Genomic DNA, 15,403 nt, shown 5'->3' with positions numbered 1-15,403 from the left:
AACTAATCTGGCGTTGATTTTTGGCACGCTGTTGAGTTCTCAAGGAACGGACGCTTCCTTCGTACTCACCCTCTCGGGCTTTCCTCCGGGCTTTTTCCCTTCGGTCTTTCGTGTTCCAGCTTAGCAGATCCGATTTCCGTTTCCGCCACCCGCTGGAACGGGTTTGCCGTTTCGGGAATTTACTTTTCGCGCTTTCCCTTGCGGCGGGGTCAAACACTACCAGGCTTTTTCGCTCCCCCTGACCACCCCTCCGCAGGCATGCAGAGGTGTAGACCACTGGGGTTAGGATCTGGCTTGATAGGTGCTGCCGACCCACGACTCGAAGTCGCGTTGGGGTCAGGCAGGAGTACGACAGTACATCTCACCGTCAGTAGAGGCAAATCGCTTCCGGCTAGTCCTAGGTCCGCCAACTGGTACGTCTCGTGCGGAACCGGGACTTCCCATGACATACGCTTCTGAACAGTACGCCGTCCGGGACAGGCAGTGACGGCGCCACACCATCTCCGCCCCTGGGAGGCTTCCCATGACAACCGTGACGTCGCCGCTTGCTGGACGCGCCATCGGTCTTGCCGCAGTACCCGACCCGGTCTTCTCCGGCGCGATGGTCGGTCCCGGCACCGCCATCGATCCCGTACGTGAGCCGTCGGAGGCCGTGTCGCCGGTCGACGGCGTCATCGTCTCTCTGCACCCGCACGCGTTCGTCGTCGTGGACGGCGAGGGACACGGAGTGCTGACCCACCTCGGGATCGACACCGTTCAGCTCAACGGGCAGGGCTTCGAGCTGCTCGTGAACAAGGGGGACACCGTGACGCGGGGACAGGCCGTCGTCCGTTGGAACCCCGCCGAGGTCGAGGCCGCCGGCAAGTCCCCGATCTGCCCCGTCGTGGCCCTGGAGGCCACGGCCGACTCTCTCTCCGATGTCGTGGACAGCGGCGACGTGAAGGCCGACGACCAGCTCTTCAGCTGGCGCTGAGGCCGGCGTCGTCCTCGTGACGACCACGAGTTCGACATTCATCGCGGCGGCCGGATGCCGCCGCTCTATCGGAGACGGGTGAGATGGAGACAACGCTGCGAGGCGTCGGCGTCAGCCACGGAGTGGCGATCGGCGAGGTCCGGCACATGGGTACGGCGGTTCTCGAGCCGCCGGCCAAGCAGATTCCCGCCGAGGAGGCGGAGCGCGAACAGGGGCGCGCCCGTCAGGCCGTGGAGGCTGTGGCCGCCGACCTCATCGCGCGCGGCAATCTGGCGGGCGGCGAGGCTCAGCATGTGCTGGAGGCCCAGGCGATGATCGCCCAGGACCCCGAGCTCATCGCCGACGTCGACCGTCGGATCGCGGTCGGCAGCACCGCCGAGCGCGGTATCTACGACGCGTTCTCCCACTACCGCGAGCTGCTCGCGGGTGCGGGCGAGTACATGGCCGGGCGCGTGGCCGACCTCGACGACGTGCGGAACCGTATCGTCGCCCGCCTGCTCGGTGTGCCGATGCCGGGTGTGCCGGACAGCGACGAGCCGTACGTGCTGATCGCGCGGGACCTCGCTCCCGCGGACACGGCGCTGCTCGACCCGGCGCTCGTGCTCGGTTTCGTGACCGAGGAGGGCGGGCCGACCAGCCACAGCGCGATCCTCGCGCGGGCGCTGGGTGTGCCTGCCGTCGTGGCGCTGCCGGGCGCGGGCGAGATCGGTGAGGGCACGGTCATCGCGGTGGACGGTTCCACCGGGGAGATCTTCGTGAACCCGACCGAGGAGCGGAAGGCGCGGCTGACCGAGGCCGCCGCCGCGCGGAAGGCCGCGCTGGCCGCTTCCAGTGGTCCGGGCGCGACCTCGGACGGGCACAAGGTGCCGCTGCTCGCCAACGTCGGTGGTCCGGCGGACGTGCCGGCCGCGGTGGAGGCCGGCGCTGAGGGTGTCGGCCTGTTCCGTACGGAGTTCCTCTTCCTGGACGACAGCAAGAAGGCGCCGTCGGAGGAGAAGCAGGTCGAGGCGTACCGCAAGGTGCTCGAGGCCTTCCCCGAGGGCCGGGTGGTCGTGCGTGTGCTGGACGCCGGGGCGGACAAGCCGCTCGACTTCCTGACTCCGGCGGACGAGCCGAACCCGGCGCTGGGTGTGCGGGGTCTGCGGTCGCTGCTCGACCACCCGGAGGTGCTGCGGACGCAGCTGACCGCGCTGGCGAAGGCCGTCGAGGGTCTGCCGGTGTACCTCGAGGTGATGGCGCCGATGGTGGCCGACCGTACGGATGCGAAGGCGTTCGCCGACGCGTGCCGTGAGGCGGGGCTGCAGGCGAAGTTCGGTGCGATGGTGGAGATCCCCTCGGCCGCTCTGCGGGCTCGTTCGATCCTGCAGGAGGTGGAGTTCCTGTCGCTCGGTACCAACGACCTGGCGCAGTACACCTTCGCCGCCGACCGTCAGGTCGGTGCCGTGTCGCGGCTGCAGGATCCGTGGCAGCCGGCGCTGCTCGACCTGGTGGCGCTGTCCGCCGAGGCGGCCAAGGCCGAGGGCAAGAGCTGTGGTGTCTGTGGTGAGGCCGCTTCGGATCCGCTGCTGGCCTGTGTGCTGACGGGTCTGGGTGTCACCTCTCTGTCCATGGGTGCTGCGTCGATCCCCTATGTGCGGGCGACGCTGGCGAAGTACACGCTGGCTCAGTGCGAGCGGGCCGCTGCGGCGGCTCGGGCCGCCGACACGGCCGAGGAGGCCCGGGTGGCCGCGCAGGCGGTGCTGTCCGGGGAGTGATCCCGGTTCGTTCGTAGGTGTCGAAGGGGCTTCCCGTCACGGATGTGGCGGGGAGCCCCTTCGGCGTCAGTGGTGGGAGGGCCAGTCGTCCTCGTCGGGGGTGAGGGGGAAGCCGGCCCGGTAGTCGACGCCGGGTTCCGGGGCGACCGGTTCGCCGGTGTGGGCGTCGGTGCAGTAGGCGCTGAAGACCTCGGCTTCGGTGAGGGGTTGCAGGGTCCCTCCTGTGAGGCGCCAGCCGTGGAGACGGTCGGGTGTTCCCGGGCGTTGGGTGCGCAGGACCACTCCCCCGAAGCTGTCGAGGGCGATTCCGGCGGCGAGGACGGTGGCGAATTCGGCTCCTTCGCCGCTGTCGAGGTGGGTGGGGCCTGCCCCGTCGCGGGTGGCGTGGAGTACGGCGACGAGGTGTTCGTCGTCCGCGGGGACGCTGCAGACGAGGTGGTGGCTGCCGGGGCCGGCGGCTTCGAGGAGCCGTGTGAGCAGGCGTGAGGCGTGGGCGAAGGCGGCTCGGCCGATGTCCTTTCCGCAGGAGGCGCAGTCTCCGGTGTCGGCGAGGAGTGTGGAGGCGTACTCCCAGGTGGCGTGGCGGACGGTGGTGTCGATGAGGGTGGGGACGAGGGTGGTCATGGGTTGCCCGGTGTACGCGACGAGGGCGCCGGTAGCGGCCAGTTCGGCGGTGTAGCGGCTGCGGTTGGCGGGCCGGTCGGGGTCGAGGCCGGTGTCCTCGCAGTACTGCGCGTACTCCTCGGGGTCGAAGAGGGCGACCGTGGTGTGTCCGCCCTGGTTGGCGAGGGACTTGAGGAGGCCTTCGACCTGCCGGAGGTAGTCCGGGTGGTCGTCGAAGGCGAAGGTGGCGTATCGGCGCATGGCCGTGAAGTCGTCCGCGTCGGCGAGGAGGCCGACGGTGCTGGGGACTTCGCGGCGCAGGGCGCGGCGCATGGATGTGGTGGTGCCGGGCTTGGTCATGTCTCCCCCTGAGCGCTGTCGATCACTGCTCACTCACCGTAACTGTCGGCACTGACAGTGACGGTTCGGCGAGGCGGTCGCGGATCACGCGGTGCTGTGCCGCGCCCGCGGCGACGAGGCCGAGGCCGAGGAGGGGCCAGGCGAGAGCGCCGGCGGAGATGACGCCGGTGACGAGGAGGGGGCCTGCGAAACGCTGGGTGGACTGGGCGAGTCCGTGGACGCCGAGGTAGGCGCCCTGTGCTTCCGCAGGGGCGAGGGCGACGGAGAGTTCCCAGGATGCGGTCGCGTGGATGATCTCGGCGAAGGTGAAGGCGACGACGGCGGCGACGAGCGCCGTGATGGCGAGGGCGCGGTCCCCGGCTGCGGAGGCCGCGAGCGCGAGGGTGCCGACGACGAAGAGGCCGGTGAGGGGGACGAGGAGGCGCCGGGCAGCCCGGCTGGTGGCGCCGAAGCGGGCGAGCGGGACCTGGAAGAGAACGACCAGGACGGTGTTGAGGACCAGCAGCAGCGGGGCCATCCCGACGGGTGCGGTGGTGGCGTGGACGATCCAGAGCGGGACGGCGACCTGGAGGATCGTGTCGTCGAGGAAGAGTGCGGCGTCGGTGGCCGTGTAGGCGAGGAAGGTGCGGTCGCGCCAGGGGCTCGCCGGTGAGGCGGGTGCCCGGTCCTCGGCGGTTCGGGAGGTGGCGGCGGTCCGGGAGGGGGCGGGGGGTTCGGCGCAGCGCAGGGTGAGGACGGCGATGACGAGGTACGAGACGACATTGCCCACGAGGAGCAGTGCGTAGGCGCGGGTGCTGCCGGTGGCGAGTGCGGCGGCGGCGCCCAGGCCGCCGATGGACCAGCCGATGTTGACGGTGGTGCGTTGGATGGCCTGGTAGCGGACGCGGTCGGGTCCGGCCTGGCGGGCCGCGTACAGCTTGATGAGGACGCTGCCGGCGCGGTCGGGGAGGGCGCCGAGCGCGGAGTAGAGCGTCAGCAGGAGGAAGTTGTCGGTGGTGAGGAGGGCGAGGAGCGCGCCGCCGCGTACGAGTTGGGCGCCGGCGATGAGGCGGACGAGGGGGAAGCGGTCGGCGAGGCGGCCGGCGATCGGGGCGCCCGCGATGCCGACGCCGCCGGAGACCGTCATGAGGAGGCCTACCTGGCCGAGGCCGAGGCCGGAGACGTAGGTGAAGTAGAGGACGGTGCAGGCGGCCCAGAGGCCGGTGCCGGTCTTGTCGATGATGCTGACGAGGAGCATGCGGCGGCCGTCGCGGCCGCCCGGTATGCGCTTGAGGACGGTGCGGTGCCACGAAGTCCGGCGGCTCACTCGGTTCCCCCCTTGACCTGAGTTTTGTATTGATACATAGTTCAGTACGTGGCAACACAATATTCGATTCAGGGGACGACGGCCAAGGGGATCGCCGCGTCCGTCGAACGCGGCGTGACGGAGGGCGAGCTCGCCCCGGGCGTCGCGCTGCCTCCCGTGCGCCGGCTCGCGGACGAGCTGGGGGTCAGTGCCGGCACGGTCGCGACGGCGTACAAGGAGCTGCGGCGGCGGGGCCTGGTGGTCACGCACGGCCGGGGCGGCACGGTGGTGGCGGAGGCGGCATCGGCTGCCTCGAGGCGACCGCCGAGGGTTCCGCCAGGCTTGGTGGACCTGGCCAGCGGCCTGCCCGACCCCGCCTTCCTGCCGGTCCTGCGCCCCCCGTCGGAGATTCGGCCGGTGTACGGCTCACACCGCGCCGCGCCCCGGCTCACGACGCTCGAAGACCTGACCCGCGCCTGGTTCGCCCGGGACGGCGTACCGGCGGAGCGGGTGACCTTCGCCCACGGGGCGCTCGACTGCATCGCCCGGCTGCTCTCCGTCGAGCTGCGGCCGGGTGACGCGGTGGCCGTGGAGGACCCAGGGTTCCACCATCTCCTCGACCTGGTGACGGCCTTGGGCCTGAGGATGGTGCCGGTCGCCGTGGACGAGGAGGGAATGACCCCGGACGCCCTGCGGACGGCGCTGCGGGCCGGGGTGCGGGCGTTGGTCTGCAGCCCACGCGCCCAGTGCCCGACCGGGGCGTCCTTCACGCCCCGGCGGCGCGACGAACTGGCCGCGATGGTGAGGGAGTTCCCCGAGGTTCTGGTCGTCGAGGACGACTACAACGCACAGCTCGCCGGCCCTGAGGCACCCACGCTGGCCGCCTCGGGGCTCGAGCGGTGGGCACAGGTGCGGACGGTCTCCAAGCGGCTGGGCGTCGACCTGCGATGGGCGGGACTCGCCGGCGATCCGGTGACGCTGGCGCGCCACGACGGCCGGATGCTGATGACCTCCGGCTGGGTCAGCCACATCCTTCAGGAGACGGTCGTCGGGCTGTTCTCCGACCCTGCGGTCGCCCGGCTGGTGGCGGCCGGGGAAGTCGCGTACGCGGAGCGGCGGCAGGCGCTGATCGGCGCGCTCGGCTCGTACGGCATCCGGTCGGCCGGGGCGAACGGGCTCAATGTGTGGGTGCCCGTACGGGACGAGTCGGCGGTGGTCAACGGGCTGCGGACGCGCGGGTGGTGGGTCGCGGCCGGGGCGCGCTTCCGGATCGCGTCACCGACGGCGGTGCGGATCACGACGTCGGCCCTGGACGTGGCGGCCGCTCGGCGGCTTGCGGCGGACTTCGCGGAGGTGCTGGGAGAGGCACAGGCGACGTACGAGGGGTAGGACTCGGGTGACGGGCGGGGGAGCCGGGCCGCCTGGCCGCTCCCCCGCGGCGTGTCTCAATGCTTCCGCTTGCGGGCCACCTCTTCGTAGAAGTGCAGCAGATCGAGGTTGTCGACCGAGCCCGGGTTGACCGCCTTGGCCATCGGGGTGCCCTGGAGGAGGCGCTTGACGGGGACCTCGATGCGCTTGCCCGTGAGGGTGTGCGGGACGCCGGGCACCTCGATGATGTCGTCGGGGACGTGGCGCGGGGAGAGTTCGGTACGGATCGTCTGCTTGATGCGGCCGATCAGTGCCTCGTCCAGGGTCGCGCCGTCCGCGAGGTGGACGAAGAGCGGCATCCAGTAGCCGCCGTCGGGCTCTTCGAGGCCGATGACGAGGGATTCACGGATCTCCGGGAGGCGTTCGACGGCCTCGTAGATGTCCGCGCTGCCCATCCGTACGCCCTGCCGGTTCAGGGTGGAGTCGGAGCGGCCGTGGATGACGACCGAGCCGTGGTCGGTGATCGTGATCCAGTCGCCGTGGCGCCAGACGCCCGGGAACATCTCGAAGTAGCTGTCGCGGTAGCGGCTGCCGTCCGGGTCGTTCCAGAAGTGGATCGGCATGGACGGCATCGGGTTGGTGACGACGAGTTCGCCGACCTCGCCGATCAGCGGCTTGCCGGAGGGGTCCCAGGACTGGAGGTCCGTGCCCAGGCCGGCCGCCTGGAGCTCGCCGATGTGGACGGGGAGGGTGGGGACCGCTCCCGCGAAGCAGGAGCAGACGTCCGTGCCGCCGCTGACCGAGGCGATCCAGAGGTCCTCGCGCACCTCGTCGTGGAGCCAGCGGAAGCCGTCCGGCGGGAGCGGGGAACCGGTCGTCGCGACGCACTTGATCGCCGAGAGGTCGAAGTCCCGGCCCGGGTGGACGTCCGCCTTGGCGCACGCCATGACGTACGCGGCGGAGGTGCCGTAGAGCGTGGCCCGGGTCCGTTCGGCGACGCGCCACTGGGCGCCGGTGTCGGGGTAGCCGGGGCTGCCGTCGTAGATGACGACCGTGGTGCCCGTCAGCAGGCCGGAGACGAGGAAGTTCCACATCATCCAGCCCGTGGAGGTGTACCAGAAGAACACATCCTCGGAGCCGAGGTCGCAGTGGAGACCCAGCTGCTTCAGGTGCTCGATCAGGATCCCGCCCTGGGACTGCACGATCGCCTTGGGCAGGCCGGTGGTGCCGGAGGAGTACAGCACCCACAGGGGGTGGGAGAAGTCGACCTGCTCGAAGACCGGCTCCACGTCGGCCGCCGTCAGGTCGGCCCAGGTGAGAGCCCCTTCGGGGGCCTCGGTGCCGAGGAGCGGGATATGGACCACGGCACGGAGCGTCGGGAGCTCGGCGCGCAGCTCGGTCACGGTGTCGCGGCGGTCGTGCTGCTTGCCGCCGTAGCGGTAGCCGTCGACCGTGAACAGGACGACCGGCTCGACCTGCTGGAAGCGGTCCAGGACGCTGCGCGCGCCGAAGTCGGGCGCGCAGGAGGTCCAGACACCGCCGACGGCTGCCGTGGCGAGGAGGGCGACGACGGCCTCGGGGATGTTGGGCAGGTATCCGCTGACGCGGTCGCCGGGGCGCACGCCCAGGGCGCGGAGCTCGGCGGCGAGCGAGCCGACCTGCCGGCGCAGCTCGGCCCAGCTGATGGGGCGCGGCTCATGTGTCTCGTCCACATGGAGCAGAGCCGTGTCGTGGGGGCGCTCCTCGGCGGCGCGCAGGGCGTGCTCGGCGTAGTTGAGGGTCGCTCCGGGGAACCACGCGGCGCCGGGCATCGAGCGGTCGCCGAGGACACGCTCGTACGGCGTGGCGAAGCGGATGTCGAACCACTCGGCGACGGCCTGCCAGAACGACTCCAGCTCGTCGACCGACCACCGGTGCAGGGCCGGGTACCCGCCCTCGGACGGGGCTCCGTGCCGCTCGGCGGCCCAGGACTGGAAACGGGTCACCGCGGCGGCGGCGATGCGTTCCTCGTCCGGCTGCCAGAGCGGCTCGGTGTGCGCTGATGTCATGGAACGGCTCTCCCTGGGCGTACGCGGGTCTGCGTGTGTCGCGCGCACGTGCTGGGGTGTGCGCGTGACGCGGCTGACAGGGACGATGCCATGTGATCGTCTTTCGCACCAGGGTTCCCCGCCCATGGTCGGACGGCTGAATATGTGCTCCCACCACGGGTGAACGGCAGCTGAACGAACCGCGCACGGGCCCTGGCGACTGGCAGGGTGAGCTGCATGGACGGTCGTGAGCTGGTGCGTTCGGTGAGGGTGTTCGGATCGGTGCAGGGGTTGCGGGCGGTGCGTTCGGCGTGGCGGCAGCGTCGGACGGATGCGTGGGGGTTGCCGCCGAGAGGCGCGGAGCGGGCCAGGGTGCCGGGGCCGGTGGGCGAGGCGAAGCCGATGCCGGGTGGAGGGATCGTCCGTTTCGCCCGGTCCGAGCTGAGGATCTGTGTGTCGGCCGGGGGCACGGTCTTCTGGGGCTGGGACGGTGCCGAGGCGCTCCCGTCGTACGCGTTGGTCGGCGAGGCGCCCGAGCCCGATCCACGGGCCGAGCTGGAGCCGGACACCGACGGCGGATGGCGGGTGGTCTCGGAGCGGGTGACGGTGGCTGTCTCCCGGCACGGGGCGGTGGAGATCCGTACGCCCGGGGGTGTGGTGCTGCGCCGGGATCTGCCGCCGCGCTGGTGGGAGCCCGTGTCCGGGGGTCCCGCGCGGTGGGTGCAGCGCAGCGAGGTGCCGGCGGACGCGCGGTTCTTCGGCCTCGGCGGGCGGGCGTCGGGGCCGCGTCTGCGGAACGGTACGTACCGGCTGTGGAACACCGACCCCAAGGGGAGCTTCTCCCCCGGTGACGATCCGCTGTACATCACGATGCCGGTGCAGTTCGTCGTCGCGGACGCGGGGACGCACCTGGCGTTCCACGACAACTCCTGGGACGGCCGGGTCACCCTCACGGAAGGCGAGGAGGGGGCCGGGTCCGGGCACGACCGGCCGGGGACCAGCGAGGTCCGTATGGGCGGCGGGCCGCTGCGCTGCTGGGTGGTGGTCGGTACCCCCGCGCGCGTGCTCCACGGCTGGGCGGCGCTGACGGGGGCTCCGGCGCTTCCGCCGTCCTGGGCGCTGGGTCCGCAGCACGCGCGGTGGGGGTTCGGCAGCGCGAAGGAGGTACGGCGTGTGGTGGGCGGGTACCGCGAGCGCGGTCTGCCGCTGTCCGTGCTGCACCTGGACATCGACCACTACGACGCGCACCAGGTGTTCACGGTGGACGGCGAGCGGTTCCCCGATCTTCCGGGGCTCGCGGAGGAGCTGCGCGAGCAGGGCGTACGGCTGGTGTCGATCGTCGATCCCGCGGTGAAGGCGGAGCCGGGGAACGCCGTCTACGACTCCGGGGCCGCAGCGGGCGCGTTCGTCCGCGACGGGCGGGGCAACGAGGTCCACGGGGTGGTCTGGCCGGGCGAGTGCGCCTATCCGGACTTCACGGACGCGGCGGTACGGGAGTGGTGGGGCGGGCTGTACGAGGAGCGGCTCGCGCAGGGCTTCTCGGGGATCTGGCACGACATGAACGAGCCGGTCTCCTTCTCCCCCTTCGGGGACATGACGCTGCCGCGCTCGGCACGGCACGCCCTTGAGGGGCGGGGCGGGGACCACCGCGAGGCGCACAACGTGTACGGGCTGGCGATGGCGAAGGCGGGCTACGAGGGGCTGCGCCGGCTGCGGCCGGACGAGCGGCCGTTCCTCTTCTCCCGCTCGGGGTGGGCGGGCATGCAGCGGTACGGCGGGACCTGGTCGGGCGACGTGTCGAGCGGGTGGCCCGGGCTGCGGGCGTCCCTCTCGCTGGTCCTCGGCCTGGGGCTGTGCGGGGTGCCGTACTCGGGGCCGGACGTGGGCGGTTTCGACGGGAGTCCGTCGCCCGAGCTGTTCCTGCGCTGGTTCCAGCTCGGGGCGTGGATGCCTCTGTTCCGTACGCACGCGGCGATCGGCGCGGGGCGGCGCGAGCCGTGGGAGTTCGGCCCCGAGGTTCTGGAGCACGCGCGCGTGGCGCTCGCCGAGCGGGAGCGGTTGCGGCCCTACTTCGTCACCCTCTCCCAGCTCGCGCGGCTGACCGGGGCGCCGTACGTCCGGCCCGTGTGGTGGGGAGCGCCGGAGGACCGGGCGCTACGGGACTGCGAGGACGCGTTCCTGGTGGGCGACGCCCTGCTGGTCGCGCCGGTGCTCGCACGGGGCGCCGACCGGCGGGCGGTACGGCTCCCGCGCGGCCGCTGGTACGACACGGCGACGGGGCGGGCCTACGACGGGCCGGGGCAGGTCCTTCTCGACGCGCCGCTCTCCCGCATCCCGGTGCTCGCCCGGGCGGGGGCGGTCGTGCCGGTCCAGGGTGAGGACGGCGGGCTGGAGTTGGAGGTGTGGGCGCCGGCCGCCGGGCGGTCCGGCGGTGGGCTCGTCGTACGGGACACCGGTGACGGATGGGAGGCGGCCGAGATCGAGCGGTACGCGTCACGGCTCGTGGACGGCCGGGTGGTGGTGGAGCGCGTGACGGACGAGGGATCGGTCGAGGCGGGTCTTCCGGTGCGGGTGCGGGGGGTGGAGGGGTAGGGGTGGGGTAGGCGGACGGGCTGCCGGATCCTGGATCTCGGATGTTGGATGTTGGATGTTGGATGTTGGATCCAACCTCCGTGATCCCGGACCCGTCCGCGTTCCCCTCAGGCGTACGCCCCCGCGAACCAGCGCCGTACCGCCTCCGTGTGCAGGGGGAACCCCAGGTCCGCCGGCGCGTGGAGAACGTGCCAGCCGGTCGTCTCGTCCGTGGGGACGGAGGGCGGGAGTTCGGCGGCCGGGCGGGCCGGGAGCAGGCCGAAGAGGAGCAGGTGACCGCCCGTGGAGCTGAGGGCGTCGGCGAGCCGGACGTCCTCGGCGGGCGCCTCGATCCCGGTCTCCTCGCGCAGTTCACGGACGACGGCGTCCCGCCAGTCCTCTGCGTGGTCGATGAAGCCCCCCGGGAGGGCGACCTCGCCCCGGGCGGGCTCGATCGTGCGGGTGATGACGACGAGGCCGATCCCCCGGTCGTCCGTGACGGGGAGCAGGGTGACGGCGACGGGCAGCGGGTTGCGGTAGGCGACGGCGCGGCACGCGGCGCAGGTGCGGGGCCAGTCGGCGGCCTCGGCGTAACGGGTGCCGCAGCTGGAGCAGTAGGAGTCCTTCACGTCAGGACCGTATGCGATCACCCTTTCCCGTGCCCCGTGAACCTGATAGACGGTGCACATGACAGGACTTGCTTCCGTTTTCCGTGGACTCGCCGTGTCGGCGGCCGCCGGGCTGCTGGCCGCCACCGCCGCCGTACCGTCCGCACAGGCCAGACCGGAGCCGAAGGCGCCGAAGGAGTTCGTGGCGCTGAGCTCGGTGGACCGGACGATCATTCAGGAGATGCGCTACACCACGGAGCACAACTTCGTGGGCGAGCGGGTCGACGGCTACCGGCAGCCGCTGTGCATCCTGACGCGTCCCGCCGCCGAGGCGCTGCACCGCGCGCAGCTGAAACTCCTCGCGCGCGGCTACTCGCTGAAGGTCTACGACTGCTACCGGCCGCAGCGCGCCGTCGACCACTTCGTCCGCTGGGCTCAGGATCTGGCCGACGAGCGGATGAAGAAGGAGTTCTATCCCCGGGTCGACAAGTCGAGGCTGTTCGAGGACGGTTACATCGCCGAGAAGTCCGGGCACAGCCGTGGTTCGACTCTCGACGTGACGATCGTGCGGCTGCCCGCCGCGCCCACCCGTCCGTACATGCCGGGAGAGACCCTCGTGGACTGCTCCGCCCCGCGCGACCAGCGGTTCCCGGACAACTCCGTCGACATGGGCACGGGATTCGACTGCTTCGACACGCTCTCCCACACCGACGATCCGCGGATCCAGGGCGTGCAGCGGGCCAACCGGCAGCTGCTGAAGGGGACGCTGGCCGAGCAGGGTTTCGTGAATCTGCCCGAGGAGTGGTGGCACTTCACCTTCAAGCCGGAGCCGTTCCCCAGCACCTTCTTCGACTTCCCGGTGGCGCGGCGGTCGGTGGCCGGGCACTGACACCCGGAGCGTGACGAGCGGCCGGGACCACCCCCGTGGGTCCCGGCCGCCCGTTCGTATGTAGGGACGCGATAAGGGCCCGTACGGTTCTCAGCTCGCGGTATCCGTGGCAGACTTTCTGACGCTTCGTCAGATGAAGGTGGTCTCGGGTCGGGGAGGACCGTCGTGGCACGGACGCGCAGGCCGGTGGTGGCCGCATGGTTCACGGAAGACAGCGGCGGAGGCACGGCCGGCGGTGACGGAGCCGCCGGTCACGGAGCCGGCGGCGCGAGCGAGTTCCGGCTCCTCGGCACCCGCTGTACGGCCTGCACCTCGGTCTTCTTCCCCCGCGAGGACGCCTGGTGCCGCAACCCCGGCTGCCCCGGCGGGGGTGAACTCGTCGAGACCCCGCTCTCGCGCCGGGGCCGCGTGTGGTCGTTCACCGACGGCCGCTACCGCCCTCCCGCGCCCTACGTCTCCGACCCCGACGCGCCCTGGGTCCCGTACACCCTGATCGCGGTCGAGCTGGCGGCCGAGGCGATGGTCGTCCTCGGGCAGGGGGCGCCCGGGGTGCGGACCGGGGACCTCGCCGTCGGCATGGAGGTCGAGGTGGTGCCGGGCGTCCTCAACGAGGACGACGCACACACCTGGACCACCTGGCACTGGCGGCCCGTGCACGCGCGCGTGGCGGAGAAGGCGGAGGAGCGGTCATGAACGACATCGCCGTGCTGGGTGCCGGAATGCACCCGTGGGGCAAGTGGGGCCGCAGCTTCGTCGAGTACGGTACGGCGGCGGCGCGGGCCGCGCTCGCGGAGGCCGGGCTCGACTGGCGGGACGTCGGTTCGGTGGTCGGCGCGAACACCATGCGGTGCGGCTACCCGGGTCATGTGGCGGGGGCGACGTTCGCGCAGGCCCTCGGCTGGCAGGGCGCGCGCGTCACCAGCGTGTACGCGGCCTGCGCGTCCGGCGCGCAGGCCGTCTCCACCGCGCGGGCCCAGATCCTCGCCGGCCTGGCGGACGTGGTGCTCGTCGTCGGCGCGGACTCGGCCCCCAAGGGCTTCTTCGCCCCCGCGGGCGGGGAGCGGCCCGACGACCCCGACTGGCTGCGCTTCCGGGTCCTCGGGGCGACCAACCCCGCGTACTTCGCGCTCTACGCCCGTCGCCGCATGGCCCTGTACGGGGACACGGCCGACGACTTCGCCCAGGTGAAGGTGAAGAACGCGGCGGCCGGGGCCCTCAATCCGCTGGCGCGCTACCGCAAGGCGGTGAGCGCGGAGGAGGTCGCGGCCTCGGCCGTCGTCGCCGATCCGCTGCGGCTGCTCGACATCTGCGCGACCTCGGACGGAGGCGCGGCGCTGGTCCTCTCCAGCCTGGAGTTCGCCCGTCGGCGTGGGCACCGGGACCCCGTCCGTATCCGGGCCGTCTCGACCGTCACACCGACGTACCCGAAGGCGGTCCTCGACCTGCCCGACATCGCGACCGACTCGGCGGTCGCCGCCTCCCCCTCGCCCCGCTCCTTCCGCGCGTCGATCGCACGTGCGGCGTACGAGGAGGCGGGGATCGGGCCCGAGGATCTGTCGCTGGCGGAGGTGTACGACCTGTCCACCGCGCTGGAGCTGGAGTGGTACGAGGACATCGGTCTGTGCGGGGCCGGTGAGGGCGCGAAGCTCGTACGGGAGGGGGCCACGGCCCTCGGCGGACGCGTGCCGGTCAACACCAGCGGCGGTCTGGGGTCGTTCGGCGAGGCCGTGCCCGCCCAGGCCATCGCGCAGGTCTGCGAGCTGACCTGGCAGTTGCGGGGCTCGGCGGGAGACCGGCAGGTGCCCGGAGCGCGGGTCGGGATCACCGCGAACCAGGGGCTGTTCGGGCACGGATCGGCGGTCGTGGCGGTGCGCTGAGCAGCGGCACCGCCACCGCGTGGCGTCCGGTGCGGCCGGGTGTCAGGTGGTCACGGGCGTTCCCTGGTCCGCGAGGACCAGGGCGTGCTGGACGACGGCCACGAGGACGTTCTTCACCGACTCGCGGTCGCGGGCGTCGCACATCAGCAGCTCGACCTCGGGGTCGAGGTCGAGGGCCCCGCGGACGGTCTCGGCGGGGAACCGCCGCGCGCCCTCGAAGCAGTTGACCGCCACCGTGAACGGGATGCCGCGCCGCTCGAAGTAGTCGATCGCCGCGAAGCTGTCCTCCAGGCGGCGGGTGTCCGCCAGTACGATCGCGCCGAGCGCCCCCTGTGCCAGCTCGTCCCAGAGGAACCAGAAGCGGTCCTGTCCGGGCGTGCCGAACAGGTAGAGGACGAGGTCCTCGCGGAGGGTGATCCGGCCGAAGTCCATGGCGACCGTGGTGGTCGACTTGTTCTCCACCCCGTGCAGATCGTCGACGGGCCGGCCGGCCTCGCTGAGGATCTCCTCGGTGCGCAGCGGTCTGATCTCGCTGACGGCGCCGACCAGTGTCGTCTTGCCCACCCCGAAACCGCCCGCGACCAGGATCTTCAAGGTCACCGGTTCGACGAACGGCTTGGTGCGGCTAGAGCGCCCGAAGGCCATTGATCACCTCGCGGAGAATGCTCACGTCCGGCAGCTCGGCCGGCGGAACGGGGCGGGTCACATGGACGAGTTCGTCCTCGACGAGATCTCCGACGAGGACGCGGACGACCCCGACCGGGAGGTCGAGTCCGGCGGCGAGTTCGGCGATCGACTGGGGCGTGTCCGAGCAGCGCTCGACGATCTCCACGTGTTCCGGGGAGAGCGTCTGGTCGCGGCCGGGGTCGTCGGCGGCGGGCTCGGGCACCACCACGGCGATCAGGTCGAGGCGGTGCCGGGTGGCGGCGCTGGTACGGCCACGGGTCATCGCGTAAGGACGGACCACCGGCCCGGCTTCGTCGTCGAACCAGTGGTGGGCCGGCTGCGGCGCCTGGTCCCAGGATTCCGCGGCGCGGATGTCCTCGGTGGTGCGCCCGGCCGTGTCCTCGGCCGTCCCCGCGGTCATG

13 protein-coding genes are annotated in these 15,403 nt (G+C 71.8%); 7 read left to right on the top strand and 6 right to left on the bottom strand.

Annotation, left to right across the window (positions count from 1 at the left end; genetic code table 11):
• Positions 1-523: 523 nt before the first annotated feature.
• On the top strand, positions 524-973 hold the full coding sequence (locus ACFY8U_RS30105; protein WP_361604475.1) for a PTS glucose transporter subunit IIA: 450 nt from the start codon (positions 524-526) through the stop codon (positions 971-973).
• An 83-nt stretch (positions 974-1,056) separates the two neighbouring features.
• On the top strand, positions 1,057-2,727 hold the full coding sequence (ptsP, locus tag ACFY8U_RS30100) for a phosphoenolpyruvate--protein phosphotransferase (protein ID WP_389575403.1): 1,671 nt from the start codon (positions 1,057-1,059) through the stop codon (positions 2,725-2,727).
• Positions 2,728-2,793: 66 nt separating this feature from the next.
• Here ptsP and ACFY8U_RS30095 read toward each other — a convergent pair whose 3' ends face one another.
• Together ACFY8U_RS30095 and ACFY8U_RS30090 are read right to left on the bottom strand one after the other, a co-directional pair.
• A complete protein-coding gene (locus tag ACFY8U_RS30095; RefSeq protein WP_389575402.1) occupies positions 2,794-3,690 on the bottom strand; it encodes a hypothetical protein in 897 nt (298 codons plus the stop codon).
• A 22-nt stretch (positions 3,691-3,712) separates the two neighbouring features.
• Positions 3,713-4,996, bottom strand: a complete 1,284-nt coding sequence (locus ACFY8U_RS30090; protein WP_389575401.1) for an MFS transporter — start codon at positions 4,994-4,996, stop codon at positions 3,713-3,715.
• 48 nt (positions 4,997-5,044) lie between these two features.
• Here ACFY8U_RS30090 and ACFY8U_RS30085 point away from each other — a divergent pair, with 48 nt between their 5' ends.
• The gene (locus ACFY8U_RS30085) at positions 5,045-6,364 is read left to right on the top strand and encodes an aminotransferase class I/II-fold pyridoxal phosphate-dependent enzyme (RefSeq protein ID WP_389575400.1); all 1,320 of its coding nucleotides are present in this window, start codon (positions 5,045-5,047) and stop codon (positions 6,362-6,364) included.
• Between the two features lie 56 nt (positions 6,365-6,420).
• Here ACFY8U_RS30085 and ACFY8U_RS30080 read toward each other — a convergent pair whose 3' ends face one another.
• Positions 6,421-8,391, bottom strand: a complete 1,971-nt coding sequence (locus tag ACFY8U_RS30080) for an acetoacetate--CoA ligase (protein ID WP_389575399.1) — start codon at positions 8,389-8,391, stop codon at positions 6,421-6,423.
• 216 nt (positions 8,392-8,607) lie between these two features.
• Here ACFY8U_RS30080 and ACFY8U_RS30075 point away from each other — a divergent pair, with 216 nt between their 5' ends.
• Complete coding sequence (locus ACFY8U_RS30075) at positions 8,608-10,962, top strand: TIM-barrel domain-containing protein (protein ID WP_389575398.1); 2,355 nt, start codon at positions 8,608-8,610, stop codon at positions 10,960-10,962.
• 107 nt (positions 10,963-11,069) lie between these two features.
• Here ACFY8U_RS30075 and ACFY8U_RS30070 read toward each other — a convergent pair whose 3' ends face one another.
• Positions 11,070-11,630 carry an NUDIX domain-containing protein gene (locus ACFY8U_RS30070; protein ID WP_389575397.1) on the bottom strand — a complete coding sequence of 187 codons (561 nt, stop codon included), beginning with the start codon at positions 11,628-11,630 and terminating at the stop codon, positions 11,070-11,072.
• Between ACFY8U_RS30070 and ACFY8U_RS30065 the strand changes: the two genes are divergently transcribed.
• The 3 genes from ACFY8U_RS30065 to ACFY8U_RS30055 all read left to right on the top strand — a co-directional run bounded on the left by ACFY8U_RS30065 (position 11,629) and on the right by ACFY8U_RS30055 (position 14,315).
• Positions 11,629-12,438: a M15 family metallopeptidase gene (locus ACFY8U_RS30065; RefSeq protein WP_389575396.1), complete on the top strand. Its 810-nt coding sequence runs from the start codon at positions 11,629-11,631 to the stop codon at positions 12,436-12,438. The genes ACFY8U_RS30070 and ACFY8U_RS30065 overlap by 2 nt on opposite strands.
• Before the next feature lie 165 nt (positions 12,439-12,603).
• On the top strand, positions 12,604-13,131 hold the full coding sequence (locus ACFY8U_RS30060; RefSeq protein ID WP_389575395.1) for a Zn-ribbon domain-containing OB-fold protein: 528 nt from the start codon (positions 12,604-12,606) through the stop codon (positions 13,129-13,131).
• On the top strand, positions 13,128-14,315 hold the full coding sequence (locus tag ACFY8U_RS30055; protein WP_389575394.1) for a lipid-transfer protein: 1,188 nt from the start codon (positions 13,128-13,130) through the stop codon (positions 14,313-14,315). Before ACFY8U_RS30060 ends, ACFY8U_RS30055 begins: the two co-directional genes overlap by 4 nt.
• Positions 14,316-14,357: 42 nt before the next feature.
• Here the strand turns inward: ACFY8U_RS30055 and ACFY8U_RS30050 are convergent, their stop codons facing one another.
• Together ACFY8U_RS30050 and ACFY8U_RS30045 are read right to left on the bottom strand one after the other, a co-directional pair.
• The gene (locus ACFY8U_RS30050; RefSeq protein WP_361604505.1) at positions 14,358-14,960 is read right to left on the bottom strand and encodes an ATP/GTP-binding protein; all 603 of its coding nucleotides are present in this window, start codon (positions 14,958-14,960) and stop codon (positions 14,358-14,360) included.
• On the bottom strand, positions 14,941-15,402 hold the full coding sequence (locus ACFY8U_RS30045) for a DUF742 domain-containing protein (protein ID WP_389575393.1): 462 nt from the start codon (positions 15,400-15,402) through the stop codon (positions 14,941-14,943). The genes ACFY8U_RS30050 and ACFY8U_RS30045 overlap by 20 nt, the downstream gene beginning before the upstream one ends.
• Position 15,403: the final 1 nt, after the last annotated feature.

The organism is Streptomyces sp. NPDC012508, from assembly GCF_042902595.1.
In the GTDB taxonomy this organism is placed as follows: Bacteria; Actinomycetota; Actinomycetes; order Streptomycetales; family Streptomycetaceae; genus Streptomyces.
This window is presented reverse-complemented; position numbering and strand designations above follow the sequence as displayed.

Bases quoted from the DNA above. Each gene is read 5' to 3' on its own strand.
- ACFY8U_RS30105 (WP_361604475.1), top strand. From the start codon at position 524: ATGACAACCGTGACGTCGCCGCTTGCTGGACGCGCCATCGGTCTTGCC.
- ptsP (WP_389575403.1), top strand. From the start codon at position 1,057: ATGGAGACAACGCTGCGAGGCGTCGGCGTCAGCCACGGAGTGGCGATC.
- ACFY8U_RS30095 (WP_389575402.1), bottom strand. From the start codon at position 3,690: ATGACCAAGCCCGGCACCACCACATCCATGCGCCGCGCCCTGCGCCGC.
- ACFY8U_RS30080 (WP_389575399.1), bottom strand. From the start codon at position 8,391: ATGACATCAGCGCACACCGAGCCGCTCTGGCAGCCGGACGAGGAACGC.
- ACFY8U_RS30075 (WP_389575398.1), top strand. From the start codon at position 8,608: ATGGACGGTCGTGAGCTGGTGCGTTCGGTGAGGGTGTTCGGATCGGTG.
- ACFY8U_RS30065 (WP_389575396.1), top strand. From the start codon at position 11,629: ATGACAGGACTTGCTTCCGTTTTCCGTGGACTCGCCGTGTCGGCGGCC.
- ACFY8U_RS30070 (WP_389575397.1), bottom strand. From the start codon at position 11,630: ATGTGCACCGTCTATCAGGTTCACGGGGCACGGGAAAGGGTGATCGCA.
- ACFY8U_RS30055 (WP_389575394.1), top strand. From the start codon at position 13,128: ATGAACGACATCGCCGTGCTGGGTGCCGGAATGCACCCGTGGGGCAAG.
- ACFY8U_RS30050 (WP_361604505.1), bottom strand. From the start codon at position 14,960: ATGGCCTTCGGGCGCTCTAGCCGCACCAAGCCGTTCGTCGAACCGGTG.
- ACFY8U_RS30045 (WP_389575393.1), bottom strand. From the start codon at position 15,402: ATGACCGCGGGGACGGCCGAGGACACGGCCGGGCGCACCACCGAGGAC.